Below are 15,243 nucleotides of genomic sequence, written 5' to 3'. Positions count from 1 at the left end.
CTTGCTTTTTGGCGGGAAAACTGTTATAATATACTACCGATTCCAAAAACGGAGGTGTCCCACTATGGATAACAGCACGATAACCTTCTCGCTGGACGAGGTGCGGGAGGCTGACATGAAGCGCATACTTCTGACGGTGTATGACGCGCTGAAGGAGAAGGGGTATAACCCCATAAGCCAGCTGGTGGGGTATCTCCTCTCGGAGGACCCGACCTATATCACGACGCACAACAACGCCAGGAGCCTTATCCGGCGGATAGACCGGGACGAGCTTTTAAAGGCCATGGTGCGGTCATACCTGGGCGAATAGCCCGGGAATACATCACAGCAGAAAGGGCGGCGGCGGAATGAGCGAGAAGAAGAAAAACGAAAAAAGCGCCCCCAAGGCGCAGGGGGGCTTTCCCAGCTATAAGGGAAGGCCGCTGGTGCGCAGCGGGGACACGCTTTACTATGGGAGCATGACGGAAAAGTATGTGGTGAAGCTGGACGTGAAGTCCAAGAAGGACGTGCAGGGGCTGCAGGTGGCGGATAAGGTGTCGGTGCAGCTTATGAGTACGGACGCAGAGATACGCAACCGCAAGCAGATAGTGAAGACCAGCGAGAAAGAGGGATTGTACCTGGCGCTGGATATAGCGGACGCGTGGCTGACGCGTGAGCTGGGGAAGGCGGAGTAAGGACGCGGTCAAGGTGCGTTAGGCACCTTGCAGGGTGTGGGGCAGCGCCCCACGACCTTATACGCGAGCGAAGCGACGCGAAAGTCACACCAATCTATAATCACTCGAATCCTCAAGAATGTCAAACCCGATCTTCCGGTAAACCCGGTTGGAGATCGGGTTTTTCTTATCAACAAATAGGGTCACATACGACTTGCCGCAGGCAAGGAGCTCCCTGCATAGCGCAGCGACAGTATTCTGACAGTAGCCTTTACCACGGTGCTCCGGCGGGGTGTACACGCCGGAGACACAGGCCCCGCGCTCCAGCATCCTGCCCGAGTTAGCCATGGAGACAGGTTCGCCGGAGGGGTCCCGCATGAGCCAGACGACGGAGCGCTTTAGCTGGTCGAGGGTGGTCTCCCTGAGCTGTTCCGGCACAGGCTCCTCTCCTATGGCCTCGCGGATAAGGGCGCATTTCCAGTCCACTATGAGGTCCAGGTCCGACATGGCGGCTTTTTGGACCGTGCCGGGGCAGGGCGGGGGCACTATGAGGGTCTCCAGCACCATAATGTCCAAGGCTTCACGCAGCCGGAACTCTCCGTCATAGGCTTTCATAAACGCCCGGCAGAGAGAGTCGCGACCGGTGACGCCGGTTATCTCTATACTATTCTCACGAAGGTACCCGGCAAGTTCTGTTATAGCTTTGTCTATACCCGCAGCGTCCGGGGCGGCATTTAGGCAGAGGTGTCGGGGCAGGGTGTTGCCGAAGAGCAGGACCGGCTTGCCGCTAAGCTCCACCCTGCCAAAGAGCAGGGCGGGAGTACAGGGCTCGTCCATATGGGCGGCGGCGTTGCCCCGGTTCAGCTGGGCCTGTACCTCGTACTTTTCAAAAAATGCGCTGTTGTCCCGAAGAAGATCCCCAGGGGTGGGGTAGAGTTTTATGGCCATCTGTGTACCTCCCTGAAAAAAATTTCTGACATTATAGCACGGGAAAGCCGAATAGTCAAGGAAGGAACGCAAAAATATGAATAATCTGTAACAAAACGGTTGATTTTCTTTGAATTACCAGTTATACTAATAAAGTGTTCTATCATTTTCCTGAAATTTCTTTTCAGGAATTATCTCTCAAATCTTTAGAGGAGGATATAATTTTGGAAAAGCTTCTGGCACTTTTTAAGCTGAAGGAGCACGGCACCGACGTGAAGACAGAGGTCATCGCCGGTATTACCACGTTCCTGTCCATGGCCTACATACTGGCGGTGAACCCCAGTATGCTGGCCGCCGCCGGCATGGACCAGGGCGCTGTCTTTACCGCAACGGCAGTGTCCGCGGCCATCGCGACCATTATCATGGGCGTTTTCGCCAACTACCCGGTGGCCCTGGCCTCGGGCATGGGGCTTAACGCCTACTTCGCCTATACCGTTGTGCCCATGGTGGCCGGTATGGGCATAACCGACCCCTGGAAGGTGGCCCTGACCGCCATCCTGGTAGAGGGCATCATCTTCATAATCCTCTCCATCTTCAAGTTCAGGGAGACTCTGGTGAACTCTGTGCCCGCCAACCTCAAGTATGGCATCTCCGCCGGCATAGGCCTTTTCATCTCCATTGTGGGACTGAAGGGCGCGGGCATCGTCACCACTGACGCTTTCGCTATTGTGGGCGAGGACGGCACGGCGACGGTCAGCTCCTCCACCCTGGTGGCTATGGGCGATCTGGGCTCTCCCCAGGTGGTCCTGGCCTTTGTGGGCCTGATACTTATCGGCGTTATGTGGCATTTCAAGGTAAAGGGCGCTATCCTCTGGGGCATTCTTGGCACCTGGGTGCTGGGCATTATCGCGGAGCTGGCGGGCTGGTACGTGGTGAATCCCGACGCGGGCGTCTACTCTCTGATACCCAACTTCAGCAGCGGTATTCTGCCGCCGTCCCTGGCCCCCACCTTCTTCAAGTTTGACTTCAGCTTTGTGGCCGGGCACTTTGTGAACTTCGCGGCCATAGTGTTCGCCTTCCTGTTCGTGGACCTGTTCGACACCGTGGGCACCCTTATCGGCGTTGCCGACCAGGGGAATCTCTTAAACGATAAGGGCGAACTGCCCAACGCGGGCCCTGCCCTTATGAGCGACGCTATCGGCACCGTGGCGGGCGCTGTGCTGGGCACCTCTACGGTCACCAGCTACGTGGAGTCCACCGCAGGCGTGGCCGAGGGCGGCCGGACAGGCCTTACGGCCATCTCCACCGCGGTGATGTTCGTGCTGGCCCTGTTCCTTTCCCCCATCTTCCTGGCCATCCCCAGCTTTGCCACCACCCCGGCCCTGCTGTTTGTGGGCCTGCTGATGATGAAGTCCGTCCTGAAGATGAAGTTCGACGGCGACATCGCGGACGTTGTGGGCGGTTTCCTGGCCCTTGTGATGATGCCCTTCACCTATTCCATCGCCAACGGCATTATGTTCGGCATCGTGGCCTGGGTCCTTCTGAAGGTCTGCACCGCCAAGGTGAAGGATATCCACCCGGTAATGTGGGTTGCCTTCGGGCTGTTCGTGCTGCGCATTATTACGCTGGTGGCGGGCGTGTAAGGGTCTGTTTCAGTTAAAACCAGCGGGGGGCCGGGGAGGCCTCCCGCTTTACTTTTTGGGGGTGAAGCGCATGATAGAGTATAAAAAAATCAGCATGGAAAGGCTGAACGCAGAGCTCTTTTCGGGCTTCTCCCGCCGCCAGGAGGTCACAAAGTGCTGGCGCAGGGAGGGTGGCCGGTGGGTGGTGAAGGATATCGCCTTTGTGGACGACTGGGACAGCGGGGACCATGAGCGGGTGCTCCGGCAGCTGGAGGGTGTGCTGCAAAGGGGCGGCGCGGTCTGGGGGGCCTTTGACGGGGACACTCTCAAGGGCTTCGCAAGCGTCAACGGAGGGCTCATAGGCTCAAGGGAACAGTATGCTGTGCTGAGGCTCTGGAGCCGGACCCGGGGCATATGGAGAAGGAGCCCTGCGATGTGCAGAGGGAGTATACACTATGAATGTATAAAGGTTGTTCAACCGAACGAATTGCTTTTGTGTACTATAACTAGATAGACCGGATTGTTCGGAGGCTAACTTTGTCGAATACGCGGTAGAGCTTTTTACAGGATTCTATGATATAATAAGCTAATAATGAGATAAGGGAAGGAAGGATAATTTATGGCAGGAAGGCTCTCCTCGCTGTTCCAGGCCCAGGACATGACGGTGGGCAGCCCCACAAGAAACCTGGTGCGCTTTTCGGTGCCGCTGCTTATCGGCAATATGGCCCAGCAGCTTTACAGCACGGTGGACTCCATCGTAGTGGGCAACTATGTGGGCGACAGCGCCCTTGCGGCAATCGGGGCCAGCGGGCCGGTTATAAACCTTCTGCTGGTGCTGTTTATGGGCGTTTCCGTGGGCGCGAGTGTCATGGCGTCCCAGTATTTCGGGGCCAAGGAGCGGGACTCCCTTTCACAGACCATCGGCACCACCATCACCGCCACCCTGGTGTGCACGATTTTTGTGATGATACTGGGTCCGATAATCACAAGGCCCGTGATGTCCATGCTGGACACCCCGAAGGATATCTTTGACATGGCCTGCGACTATATGCTTATACTGTTCCTGGGCTTTATCGGCAGCGCCTTTTATAACGTCATCTCAGGAGTGCTCAGGGGCCTTGGGGATTCCATCATGCCCCTGGTGTTCCTTTTGACGGCCTGCATACTGAACATAGGCCTTGATATCTGGTTCGTGGCGGGCTTTAAGATGGGCGTGGCCGGGGCGGCCTGGGCCACTATAGTGTCACAGTTCATCTCTGGGGTGCTGTGCATGGTGCGGCTTCTGAAGATGAGGGAGCATTTCACCGTGACCCTTAGGACCCTCTGGCCAAAGGTCTCGTTTGTAAAGCGCCTGTGCAAGCTGGGGCTCCCGAGCGGCCTTACGCAGGCCATCTTCTCCCTTGCCATGATAGTGGTGCAGAACCTTACAAACTCCTTCGGCACGGCGGTGCTGGCGGCCAACACCGTTGTAATGCGCGTGGACGGCTTTGCCATGATGCCCAACTTCACCTTCGGCTCGGCCATGACTACATACACTGGCCAGAATATGGGGGCGGGGCGGCTGGACCGCACCGAGAAGGGCGCGAAATCCGGGCTTATTATGGGCGTGTCCGTGTCGGTGGTGCTGGTGGGGCTGATACTGCTGTTCGGCAAGTACCTTATGCTCATGTTCACCGATACCCCGGAGGTTATCAGGCTGGGCCAGCAGATGCTGAACACCCTGGCGGTGGGATACATAGCCATGAGCGTCACCCAGATACTTTCCGGCGTAATGCGCGGCGCGGGCGACACCATGACTCCCATGTGGATCTCCTTTATCACCACCGTTATTGTTCGGGTGCCCGTGGCCTACGGCCTTGAGTTCCTCACCCGGCCCGAGGGCGGCGCAATGGGCTCCGGCGAGCCCACCCCGCTGTTCCTCTCGCTGCTGATATCCTGGGTAGTGGGCGCGGTGCTGACCACCATCGCCTATTTGAGGGGCAAGTGGAAGAAGAAGGCCATTACCGAGAAGGCCATGGAGGACTGAGCCCGGAGGGCTTGACAATGGGCCCCGAAGGGGGTATAATAGAGACAGAAAAAAGAGGAGCCCGCCGGTGAACGGCTGGCCCAGGCTAGATTAGAATTTTGTCTTGCAAAAAAGTAACCGAACCTTGCCGGGGGCGGTTACTTTTTTTGCGTCTATCAAGGCCATCAGGAGAAGGACTATGATGTTGATGAAGCCTACTATCAACGTAGTCATTATCCCCAAGACATCGCCTATTGGAACGCTCATAAGCTAATCCCCCTTATACCAGATTCCCGCTTGCGGGTTTCTATGTAATCAGAGGTTTCAGACCCTCTGTAAAGGGCCAACCGTCCACCGCGCGGCGGACTCCGTATATATAGTACCAGAAGGAACGACAAAGTTCAAGAGCGTTTGCAAATCATTTCCCGCTCCCGCAGCTTGCAAAATCCTGCCAAATAAAGTATAATACCCAAAAGAAAGGAGCTGACCTCATGAAGTCATACGTGATACACCTTCTGCGTGCCATGCCGTCCCAGGGCGCTCTGGAGGGCCGGTATGTGGGCCGGGCCCAGTCGCCGCTGCCCATGGGGGCGGTGGCGGAGCTGGCGGAGTTTAAGCGGGAGTATAAGTATCCCCAGGGAGAGCTCTACTGTGCGAGCCCTGCGGTGTCCTGCGTGGACACGCTGAAAATTCTGTACCCGCAGGCCCAGCCTGAGGTGGTGCTGGACCTGGCGGAGTGCGACTTCGGGGACTGGGAGAATAAGACGGCGGAGGAGCTGAAAGACGAGCCGGGGTTCCCGGAGTGGCTTATGGGCCAGGGGGCCCCGCCGAACGGCGAGAGCGGACAGGTGTTTTTCCAGCGGATATGCAGGGGCTTCCAGCTGCTGGTGCAGAACATGATGGCAAGGGGCGTTACACCGGCGGTGCTGGTGACCCACGCGGGGGTGATGACCTCCATACTCGCCGCCTTCGGTCTGCCGAAAGCGGCGCCCCAGGACTGGCTCTGTGACGGCGGGTTCGGGTATTCGGTGCGCATAACCCCGGGGCTCTGGATGCGCGAGCCGGTGATGGAGGTCTTTGCCAGGGTCCCAAAGCTGGAGGATAAGTAAAAAATTTCAAATCCCCTTGACAAACCTTGCGCGCCGTGGTATACTTTGACTGTATTCTGATAGCACGAAAATGTACTCACAGTTTCTGTAGGTCATTGGGCGTCTGATGATTTACACAAGCTGTGAGTTCTTCTTAGCCAGGGGGACAATAGTTGACCTTGCAAGCTCGGTTAACTATCGGTTTCTGAGCCGGGTGTTCGTGAAGCAGTCGGATTACGAAACATTTCTATGGAGGTGCCAAAAATGAACGGTACAGTCAAGTGGTTCAACGCAGAGAAGGGTTATGGCTTCATTTCCAACGACGAGGGCGGCGAGGACGTCTTCGTGCATTTCTCCGCCATCCAGGCCGAGGGCTTCAAGACCCTGGAGGAGGGCCAGAAGGTTACTTTTGAGACCGAGCCCGATCCCAAGAACAGCGAGAAGCTGCGCGCTGTTAACGTTATAAAGCTGTAAGCTTAGAAGCGTAAAAAGGCCGGGTCTCCTTATTGGGGGCCCGGCTTTTGCGTTTCCCTTTGGAGTTTGCGACCGGTTTGGAGCTCACTGGAGGACAGAGAAATGAGCGCTGAAGAACTCCCCCCATACCCACAGAGGGGGCTGTAAGTTTTTTTTCCTGCTTTTTATTTCTCTGTTGACAAATCCCGGGAAAGGGTGTATAATAAGTGACATAAGCGCGGGCGTAGCTCATCTGGTAGAGCGCCACCTTGCCAAGGTGGAGGTAGCGAGTTCGAGCCTCGTCGTCCGCTCCAATTTATGAATAGCTCGGGAAAAAGTAGAGAAGTGTAAACTTCCCTATTTTTGTTAATGGGGGTAAAGAATATCGGGAAAGGCGGGAAAGCTCCTATGACGCAGCCAAAGGCGTTAGGTATAATAAACGAGGTGCGCAAGACCATAATCGGCAAGGACACTGTGGTGTGCAAGACCCTGATGGCCATTATCGCGGGAGGGCATATCCTTTTGGAGGACAACCCAGGCGTGGGCAAGACCACTATGGCCCTGGCTTTTTCCAGGGCCATGAGCATGAGCTTTTCCCGGGTACAGTTTACCCCAGAGACCATGCCCAGCGACGTGGTGGGCTACTCGGTGCTGGGAAGGGAGAGCGGGAAGCTGGAGTATAGGCCCGGAGCCATTATGTGCCATCTGTTCCTGGCCGACGAGATAAACCGCACCAGCGCCAAGACCCAGAGCGCCCTTTTGGAGGCCATGGAGGAGGGTCAGGTCACCGTGGACGGGGTGAGCCGCAGACTGCCGCGCCCGTATACGGTTATTGCCACCCAGAACCCCCTTGGTACAGCGGGCACCCAGCCCTTGCCGGAGAGCCAGCTGGACCGCTTTATGATAAGGCTCTCCATCGGCTATCCCACCGCTGAGCAGGAGATAGGCATTCTCAGGCAGACCGAGGACAAGCGCCCCCTTGAGAGCGTCCGGGCAGCCGCCAGTCTTGAGGAGGTTACGGCCATGCGGGGAGAGGCCGCCAGGGTCCACGTGGCCGACGATTTGTATAAATATGTGGCCGACCTGTGCACCGCCACCAGGGAGGACCCGGCTTTGCGCCTGGGGGCCAGCCCCCGGGCGGGACAAGCCCTTGTTCGGATATGCCGGGCCTCGGCCTGGATGGGCGGAAGGGACTATGTGGTGCCTGCGGACATACACCTGCTGTTCCAGGACGTTATGGCCCATAGAGTGGCGCTGGAGCCCCAGGCAAGGCTCTCCGGCAGCGACGCCCCTTCGGTGCTGGAGGGCGTGCTCTCCGCAGTGCCGGCGCCAAAGCTTCTGCGCTGACCGGGGGCCGCCTATGCTCAGAAACCGGCTATTGTATCTGTTCATACTGCTCTGCACCACAGCCTTCCTTATCTGCTTTAACGGCTACTACTCCTGGTATGTATTCCTGCTGTCCCTGACGGTGCCCTGGCTGTCCCTGGCGCTGTCCCTGCCGGGGATGCTTACCGCCAGGGCCACGGTGGAGGTGGGGAACGGCGCGGCCAGGACCGCCAAATCCGCCGCGCTGCCGCTGCAGGTGTCCGCCCGGAGCCGCTGGTTCCTGCCGTCCGGGCGGGTTCGGGTACGGCTGAGTATTGAGAACACCTTTACCGGCGAGGCTCGGCGGGAGACCCTGGAGCTCTCGCCGGGGCGCAGGCCCCAGGCGGTGGAGCAGCGGCTTGTTTCCCATACCTGCGGGCGGATAATCTGCCGGCTCTCTAAGGCCCGGGCCTATGACCTGCTGGGCCTTTTTTGTCTACCGGTGCGGCTGAAGGCGGGGAGCGCGTGCCAGGTCATCGTGCAGCCCAACGTCTATGAGACTCTTGTGGGCATGGGCCCCCGCCAGGCCCCGGACGCGGAAAGCGACCGCTATTCCCCCACAAGACCAGGCGGGGACCCCACGGAGTTTTTCGGCCTTAGGGGCTATAGGCCCGGGGACAGGCTTAACCGGGTGGACTGGAAGCTCTCCCAGAAGTCCGGAGGGCTTTTGGTGCGGGAGGGCAGCCTGCCCATGGCCCAGCGGGCCCTGCTGCTTATGGACTTATATGGGGACAGCCAGGAGGCGGACCTGCTTATGGATGCCCTTGCCACCTTGAGCCACTGCCTTTGCTGGGCGGAGTATGTGGTGGGCTTCCCCAGGGGCCGACAGTTGACGTTTATTGAGGTGGACAGCCCGGAGGCGGGGAATATGGCCGTGGAGGCGGTGCTCTGCCATGGGGACAAGGGGCCCTTCCCGGCGGGGACGCCCCTGGGAGCGCCACAGGATATTGCCCGGATAGCTTACATCTGTCCTGAGCCGGCCCCGGCCGCACTGGAGATGATAGGCCGGGAGTATCCCTCGGCCCGGCTGACGGTGATACACACCCGGCCCCTGGAAACAGGGAAGGGCCTGCCGCCGGATTCCTGCTGGGCGCAGGTGCGTCCCGGGTCGCTGGCGGGGGACCTGGAAGGGCTTATGCTGTAAAAAGGGGGGACCGCTGATGGACAGAGATACAGGCCTTACGCTGGACCAGCCAAGGCTTTTGCTGAAGGAGAACGGAGCTCTTGGCCGGGCGGTATTCTATGGGGCGCTTATGGTCCTTGGGGGCCTTGGAGGCTGGGGGTGCTTTATCACGGCCTTTCGGGTGCCGGTATACACCCCATGGCTGGTGGTCATGGGCCTTGTCTGCATAGCCTTCTCCGTGTGGCGGCAGACGGATAGCCGCAAGCGCGGGTGGCGGGTATCGCTGCCGGGGTGGGCGGCGTGGCTGCTGATGGTGATCTTCCGCTTTGACGCGGCGGCCCACGGGGCGGTGCGCACGGTGAACTTTATGCTGGACTGCTATGGGGCCAAGCTGAACTATGACCTGCCAACCCTGCGCCTGCCATATTCCGTGGGCGCCGCCCAAGTGGATATTACAGGCGAGTGCACAAGCTTTATCATGGCGCTGCTCCTCCCCTTCTTCTGGTCCATGGCCCGGATGTGGGTCAGGAGCAGGAACAACAGGGCCCCCTTCGGGCTGACCGGCGCGCTGCTGCTTCTGCCCATGAGCTTTTCCATACTGCCGGCGGGCTGGGCCTTTGCCGCGCTTCTGATGTTCTGGTGTATGCTTCTGCTGCTGGCCCCGTCCCTTACGGGAAACGAGGGCGTTGTGGGGCGTTTCCGCAAGAAGGGGTATAAGGCCTCCGGGGTGGCGGTGGCAAGGCCCACGGCGCTGCTGCTGCTTTTGGGGGTGGGGCTCTGTATGGGGCTGGTGTATATGTACGCGCCGCCGGACACCTATAAAAGGCCCCAGCTTGCCGAGAATCTGCGCACGGCGGTGCGGGAGGGGATAGGCTCCTCCCAGTATATAAGGGGCGGCCAGGGAAACAGCAACAAATCGGTGCAGTTTCGTACCATGGGCCGCCGGGATTATACCGGCGAGACCATGCTGCGGGTGAAGTTCGACTGGGAGGCATACCCGGAGTATTCGGTGGACTTTGAGCGTACCAACGGGAACGGAGACACCTGGTATGAGGCCCCCCGGGACAACCTGGGCGTCACACCCGCCAACCTCTATAAGGAGTACCTGAAGAGCTTTGTGGGCTCGGTCTATACCGGCCACAGCTGGGAGCGGCTGGACAATGAGGGCCGAGAGGAGCTCTCTAAGCTGGAGCTCTGCGCCCAGAACCAGCTGGCAAGGTACAAGCGGGAGATGTTCGCCCCAGGGCGGGACAAGCAGAACTGGTACCACCTGAGCGTGCAGAACCTGGGGGCCAACCCCCGGTGCGTGTATATCCCCGCAAGCCTTATAAGCGGCGGGGAGGAGCTCTCGGAGTACGGCATAGAGCCGGTGGACGACGGCTATATGAGGTCGCAGAGCTTGATAAACGGCACCAGGGGGTATGAGCTGGAGGGGGACTCCAGGGCCTATGGGTTCAACTATTTCAGCCGGGTGATTTCCCATCTGGCCTATAGGAACTATGGGATAGAAAACATCAGCGACCTGGGCTCGGCGCTATATGGGAACGTGATCACGGACAAGTACGGCGAAAGCATAACCTGGCTATATGGTTCCTCACAGATGTCTTTTCAGAACAAGCCGGTGGGCAGCGATATCCCGGACTTGTTCAACAGCATAAACAGCCAGGCGAGCATAGGCGGAGAGGGCTGGCCCGCAGACCTGTGGGAGATGCCCAGGTTCTATGAGATCTGGGAGAGCCTGGACCCAAAGCAGCAGGAGCTCCTGGAGAACGTGGAGGAGTACAATAAGTTCGTTTATGAGCACTATCTTGAGGTGCCCGAGGAGCTGAAGGACTTCCTTGCGGACTTCCAGGAGGCCTATGACCTGGACCCGTTGGGACATAACAGGGCGGGGGATTTCCGCTATGTGGACGGAGTGGAGCATTACGCCGCCGGAATAGCCCAAGCGTTCAGGGAATATTTCACCTATACCCTTGACCCGGAGCAGCCGCCGGAGGACCGGGACTTTGTGGAGTTCTTTTTGGGGGAATCCCACGAAGGGTACTGCGTGCACTTCGCCACGGCGGCGGTGCTGCTGCTGCGGGCGGCGGGGTACCCGGCCAGGTACGCCGAAGGGTACGTGGTGCCGTCAGGGAGCAACGGCTGGGTGGACGTGCCGGACTACAACGCCCACGCCTGGGTAGAGGTGTACTGCGGGGGGACCGGGTGGATGCCGGTGGAGGTGACCCCGGCGGCCCCGGACAACCCGGCGGCGTTCTTTGACGCTGTCCTGCCGGAGAACATAGAGGAGTATGAGCTCCCCACCCCGCGGCCCGAGACCGAGCGGCCCACTATGCCGCCCAGGGATAACCCGCTTATTGATGAGCAGTTGGCGTCGCCCACACCCAGGGCGGGAGTCTCTCCGGCTCCCAGCCCGGGAACCCAGGGTCCCGGGGCCGGGACCAGCAAAAAGGAGAGCGGCGCGCTCTGGGCGGTGCTGTGGAGCCTGTTGGGGGCGGCGGCATTCATGGGGGCGCTTATGCTCCAGAGAATACTGCGGATAAAGAGACGTGAGCGGGACCTGGGGCAGAGAGACAAGAACGCGGCGGGGCTCAGGGCCTATGCCTACCTCTTGAAGCTGTATGAGAAGGAGACCTTCTGCGGGGTGCGGGAGGCCCCGCCGGAGAGGTGGAGGGAGCTGGCGGAGAAGGCCAGATTCTCGGCCCATATGCTCAGCGGGGAGGAGCTTTCTGAGCTTATAGGGGATAGTGAGAGGCTGAAAGAGAAGCTTAGGCGGCAGTTACCCCGGGGCCAGAAGCTCCTTTGCTGGCTGGAGGGTCTGATATAGCATTATAATTGGGAGGTAATTTTATGGTCAGGTTGGGAATTATCGGCATTGGCAACATGGGCACCGGCCACGCCCAGAACATTATGGCCGGCAAGACCCCGGAGATAACCCTGGCGGCTGTGGCCGACAGGCGGCAGTCAAGGCGGGACTGGGCCGGTGAAAGCCTGCCCGGGGTGCCGGTGTTTAACGAGGGCGCTGAGCTTATAATGAGCGGACTTTGTGACGCGGTGCTTATCGCCGTGCCCCACTATCAGCACCCGGTGCTTGCAAAGGAGGCCTTCGCAAAGGGCCTGCACGTGCTCTGCGAGAAGCCGGCGGGGGTGTATACCAACGCGGTGAAGGAGATGAACGCGGCGGCGGATAAGGCCGGGAGGACCTTCGGCATGATGTTCAACCAGCGGACCAACTGCGTGTACAGAAGGATGCATGAGATGGTGGAGAGCGGCGAGCTGGGGGACCTTAAAAGGGTCAACTGGATAATCACCGACTGGTACCGCACCCAGATATACTACGACTCCGGGGACTGGCGGGCCACCTGGGCCGGAGAGGGAGGCGGGGTGCTCCTCAACCAGTGCCCCCACCAGCTGGATTTGCTGCAGTGGATATGCGGGCTGCCAAAGAGGGTGCAGGCCTTCTGCCACGAGGGCAAGTGGCACGATATCGAGGTGGAGGACGACGTGACGGCCTATCTGGAGTTTGAGAACGGCGCCACGGGGGTCTTCGTCACCACCACCGGGGACGCGCCCGGGACCAACAGGTTCGAACTGACCGGCACAAGGGGCAAGCTGGTGTGCGAGGACGATGTGCTGACCTTCTGGCGGCTTAAAGAGGACGAGCGGGAGTTCTGCAAGAGCTCCAAGGAGGGCTTTGCGAAGCCGGAGACGGAGAAGATAATTGTGGAGACCGACGGGGAGAATCCCCAGCATGTGGGGGTATTAAACGCCTTTGCCGCCAATATCCTGCGGGGCGAGCCTCTTGTGGCCGACGGGCGCGAGGGGATAAGGGGGCTGACGCTCTCAAATGCCCTGCACCTGTCCGGGTGGCTTCATAAGCCGGTGGAGATTCCCTTTGACGAGGATTTGTTTGAGCAGGAGCTGGGTAAGCGCAGGAAAAATTCCAGACGGAAAGAGGGCGGGGATATTACGTTCTCTACAGAAGGAACATACTAAAACAAAAAGCGAAGCGCTCCACTTTCAAAGTGGGGCCTTCGCTTTAATATATTAGCAGAAGTTATACGCTTACTCCGTCGGCCCTTAACACTCTCATACTGCCCGAGGTGGTGTGCAGGTCGATTTTGCACTCGCCGCTGCCGAAGGTGGCCCGGCCGCTCTTCTTGCGCTTGCCGTCGGCGGTTATCTGGGCCGGGAAGTCGGTCTTGAAGTCCCCGGAGGTGGAGCCGTAGTTGGCAGTGAACCCGGCATTCTCCGGGAGCCGTATTTTGAGGGAGCCGCTGACGGAGCTTATATGGGCCTTCTCTGGGCACTGGTCCACCATAAGGCTGGCAGAGCCGGAGACCGTGCTTATCTTGAACTTCTCCGCGTTGCCGTGGGCATTGAGGGATCCGGAGACGGTGGTGAGCTCGGCTTTCTCGGCAGAGAAGCCCTTGCAGAGGTTGGTACCGGAGACGGAATGTGCGTTGAGCTTTTCGGCGGAGCAGTCCTCCAGGGTCAGAGTGCCGGAGACGGTGCCCGCGTCCAGGGTCTCGGCGGAGATGGACCGCAGCAGGACCGTGCCGGACACGGCCGAGAGGGAAAAGCTTTCCCCCGAGAGCTCGCTTACCTGAACGGTGCCGCTTATGCACTGTACCCTTAGCTTCTCAATATTTTGGCACTGCTTTCGGGGAACGAGCACCTCCAGGCGCTTTGAGGGCCGGGTGACTGCGTTCCAGCCATTTGAGAATATCCCGCCGGGGCTGTTCTGGGGGTACTCCAGAATGGTGAGTTTTTTTGAGTCCTTGGAAAAGAGCACACAGGAGTGCTCCGGGGCCAGGGCCTTCTTGCTGTACTCCACTATATCTATGCTGTCCCCATCCCAGGGGGCTATGCTCACCCGGCCTGTGGGCCAGTTTATGTCCAGCTTCTCAAGGCTGCTGATTCCCGCCCATCTGCGGTAGGCAAATTCGCCGTCTATAAACTCTGGCTTCTCCGGGGGCACAGCTACCTGCTCCATGCCCTCTGCCTCGGCGGGGCCGCCAAAGGGGAAGCCCGGGTTAAAGTCCAGGAAGCTGTTTTCAGCGGCGGCTTCGGCGGCCTCCTCCATCTGCTCCGCCAGCTCCTCCTGCTCCTCCATGAGCTCCTCCTGCCAGTCCTCCACTACATCGCCCAGGGCGTCCTTCATGTCGCTTATGGCGTCGGACACATCGTCCATTGCGTTGTCCAGATCCCGGCCCAGCTCCCGGCCTATCTCCCGGAGCCCCTGGCGAAGCTCCTCGCCTATTCCGGAGAGCCAGCTGCTCCAGCTGCCGGTGGTGGGGGCGGGGGCTTCTGGCTGTGGGGAAGCCTGAAGCCTGGACTTTTCCAACTGGGCGGCATACTGTGCCATCTGCTGCTGGTACTTGTTCATCTCTTGGCAGTACCGCTGGTTGTTTTCCTGGCACTCTTGGATATAGCGCTCCATATCCTCTTGGCTGCCGGGCTGGGGCGGCTGGGGCGGTTCAGGCGGAGCGGGCGGGGCCGGGGGTATGAGCTCATGGGGCAGCTCCACGTTTATCCCGGAGGGCTCGCCGTGGTCCAAGTTTATCTCCGCATGGTCCGGGTGCAGGGTAAGGTTTATCTGGTGGTTCCCGCCGTTTATCACCATGGGCTCCCCGGTGCTGTCCCCCTGCAGCTCGATGGTGCCGTCGGGATAGATGGTGGCCGAGCCGTCCGCGTCGTTTACAGTGATGGAGGGGGTGGTCTCCTCTGTGGGCTCTGCTTCGATTTCTGCCTCAGCTTCGTCACTATCCCCCAGGGCCTCTAAAAGCTGGTCTGCCTGCTCCTGGGTTATCCTGCCCTCTGCGAGCATTTCAAGTATCGTGCGCTTCTCGTCGCTCATTTTAGTGTCCTCCTCTGGTTTCTGTTTTTACGCTGGCTGCCGGTCATCATTTCAAACCGCTCCTGGGCGGCAAGCCTTAGGGCGTTCTCTCTGTCGTGGGAGACATAGGGGAGCATTTCAGGGGGGCTATATTTATCTATGCACATT

The 15,243-nt window shown here is 59.3% G+C and carries 15 protein-coding genes and 1 tRNA gene; 12 read left to right on the top strand and 4 right to left on the bottom strand.

Annotation, left to right across the window (positions count from 1 at the left end; all coding sequences use genetic code 11):
* Window positions 1-64: 64 nt before the first annotated feature.
* Together ADH66_RS17895 and ADH66_RS17890 are read left to right on the top strand one after the other, a co-directional pair.
* Window positions 65-310: an IreB family regulatory phosphoprotein gene (locus tag ADH66_RS17895; protein WP_066537986.1), complete on the top strand. Its 246-nt coding sequence runs from the start codon at window positions 65-67 to the stop codon at window positions 308-310.
* A 37-nt stretch (window positions 311-347) separates the two neighbouring features.
* Window positions 348-674, top strand: coding sequence for a hypothetical protein (locus ADH66_RS17890; RefSeq protein WP_066537989.1), 327 nt, complete (start codon window positions 348-350; stop codon window positions 672-674).
* Window positions 675-758: 84 nt separating this feature from the next.
* Here ADH66_RS17890 and ADH66_RS17885 read toward each other — a convergent pair whose 3' ends face one another.
* Window positions 759-1,601, bottom strand: coding sequence for a GNAT family N-acetyltransferase (locus tag ADH66_RS17885; RefSeq protein WP_066537991.1), 843 nt, complete (start codon window positions 1,599-1,601; stop codon window positions 759-761).
* Between the two features lie 200 nt (window positions 1,602-1,801).
* Here ADH66_RS17885 and ADH66_RS17880 point away from each other — a divergent pair, with 200 nt between their 5' ends.
* The 3 genes from ADH66_RS17880 to ADH66_RS17870 all read left to right on the top strand — a co-directional run bounded on the left by ADH66_RS17880 (window position 1,802) and on the right by ADH66_RS17870 (window position 5,228).
* Complete coding sequence (locus ADH66_RS17880) at window positions 1,802-3,223, top strand: NCS2 family permease (protein ID WP_066541835.1); 1,422 nt, start codon at window positions 1,802-1,804, stop codon at window positions 3,221-3,223.
* A gap of 70 nt (window positions 3,224-3,293) precedes the next feature.
* Complete coding sequence (locus ADH66_RS17875; protein ID WP_066537993.1) at window positions 3,294-3,716, top strand: hypothetical protein; 423 nt, start codon at window positions 3,294-3,296, stop codon at window positions 3,714-3,716.
* 105 nt (window positions 3,717-3,821) lie between these two features.
* Complete coding sequence (locus ADH66_RS17870; RefSeq protein WP_066537995.1) at window positions 3,822-5,228, top strand: MATE family efflux transporter; 1,407 nt, start codon at window positions 3,822-3,824, stop codon at window positions 5,226-5,228.
* Between the two features lie 90 nt (window positions 5,229-5,318).
* Here the strand turns inward: ADH66_RS17870 and ADH66_RS20275 are convergent, their stop codons facing one another.
* Complete coding sequence (locus ADH66_RS20275; protein WP_157130634.1) at window positions 5,319-5,474, bottom strand: hypothetical protein; 156 nt, start codon at window positions 5,472-5,474, stop codon at window positions 5,319-5,321.
* A 224-nt stretch (window positions 5,475-5,698) separates the two neighbouring features.
* Here ADH66_RS20275 and ADH66_RS17865 point away from each other — a divergent pair, with 224 nt between their 5' ends.
* From ADH66_RS17865 to ADH66_RS17835, 7 genes are all read left to right on the top strand, one after another.
* Complete coding sequence (locus ADH66_RS17865; protein ID WP_066537997.1) at window positions 5,699-6,316, top strand: histidine phosphatase family protein; 618 nt, start codon at window positions 5,699-5,701, stop codon at window positions 6,314-6,316.
* Window positions 6,317-6,559: 243 nt separating this feature from the next.
* Window positions 6,560-6,769: a cold-shock protein gene (locus ADH66_RS17860; protein ID WP_066538000.1), complete on the top strand. Its 210-nt coding sequence runs from the start codon at window positions 6,560-6,562 to the stop codon at window positions 6,767-6,769.
* 217 nt (window positions 6,770-6,986) lie between these two features.
* Window positions 6,987-7,062: transfer RNA gene (locus tag ADH66_RS17855), tRNA-Gly, on the top strand.
* A 94-nt stretch (window positions 7,063-7,156) separates the two neighbouring features.
* Window positions 7,157-8,095, top strand: a complete 939-nt coding sequence (locus ADH66_RS17850) for an AAA family ATPase (RefSeq protein WP_066538003.1) — start codon at window positions 7,157-7,159, stop codon at window positions 8,093-8,095.
* A 13-nt stretch (window positions 8,096-8,108) separates the two neighbouring features.
* Window positions 8,109-9,257: a DUF58 domain-containing protein gene (locus ADH66_RS21410; RefSeq protein ID WP_066538006.1), complete on the top strand. Its 1,149-nt coding sequence runs from the start codon at window positions 8,109-8,111 to the stop codon at window positions 9,255-9,257.
* A 16-nt stretch (window positions 9,258-9,273) separates the two neighbouring features.
* Window positions 9,274-12,063 (top strand): transglutaminase-like domain-containing protein, encoded by a 2,790-nt coding sequence (locus ADH66_RS17840; protein ID WP_066538013.1) that lies wholly within the window; start codon window positions 9,274-9,276, stop codon window positions 12,061-12,063.
* Between the two features lie 23 nt (window positions 12,064-12,086).
* Entirely contained in the window at window positions 12,087-13,232 is a 1,146-nt protein-coding gene (locus ADH66_RS17835) for a Gfo/Idh/MocA family protein (protein WP_066538015.1), read from the top strand.
* A gap of 61 nt (window positions 13,233-13,293) precedes the next feature.
* Here the strand turns inward: ADH66_RS17835 and ADH66_RS17830 are convergent, their stop codons facing one another.
* The gene (locus ADH66_RS17830; protein ID WP_066538018.1) at window positions 13,294-15,096 is read right to left on the bottom strand and encodes a DUF4097 family beta strand repeat-containing protein; all 1,803 of its coding nucleotides are present in this window, start codon (window positions 15,094-15,096) and stop codon (window positions 13,294-13,296) included.
* Window positions 15,093-15,242, bottom strand: a complete 150-nt coding sequence (locus ADH66_RS20270; RefSeq protein WP_157130635.1) for a hypothetical protein — start codon at window positions 15,240-15,242, stop codon at window positions 15,093-15,095. Before ADH66_RS20270 ends, ADH66_RS17830 begins: the two co-directional genes overlap by 4 nt.
* Window position 15,243 lies beyond the last annotated feature (1 nt).

Origin of the sequence: Acutalibacter muris, from assembly GCF_002201475.1 — a bacterium.
Classification (GTDB): domain Bacteria; phylum Bacillota; class Clostridia; order Oscillospirales; family Acutalibacteraceae; genus Acutalibacter; species Acutalibacter muris.
This window is presented reverse-complemented; position numbering and strand designations above follow the sequence as displayed.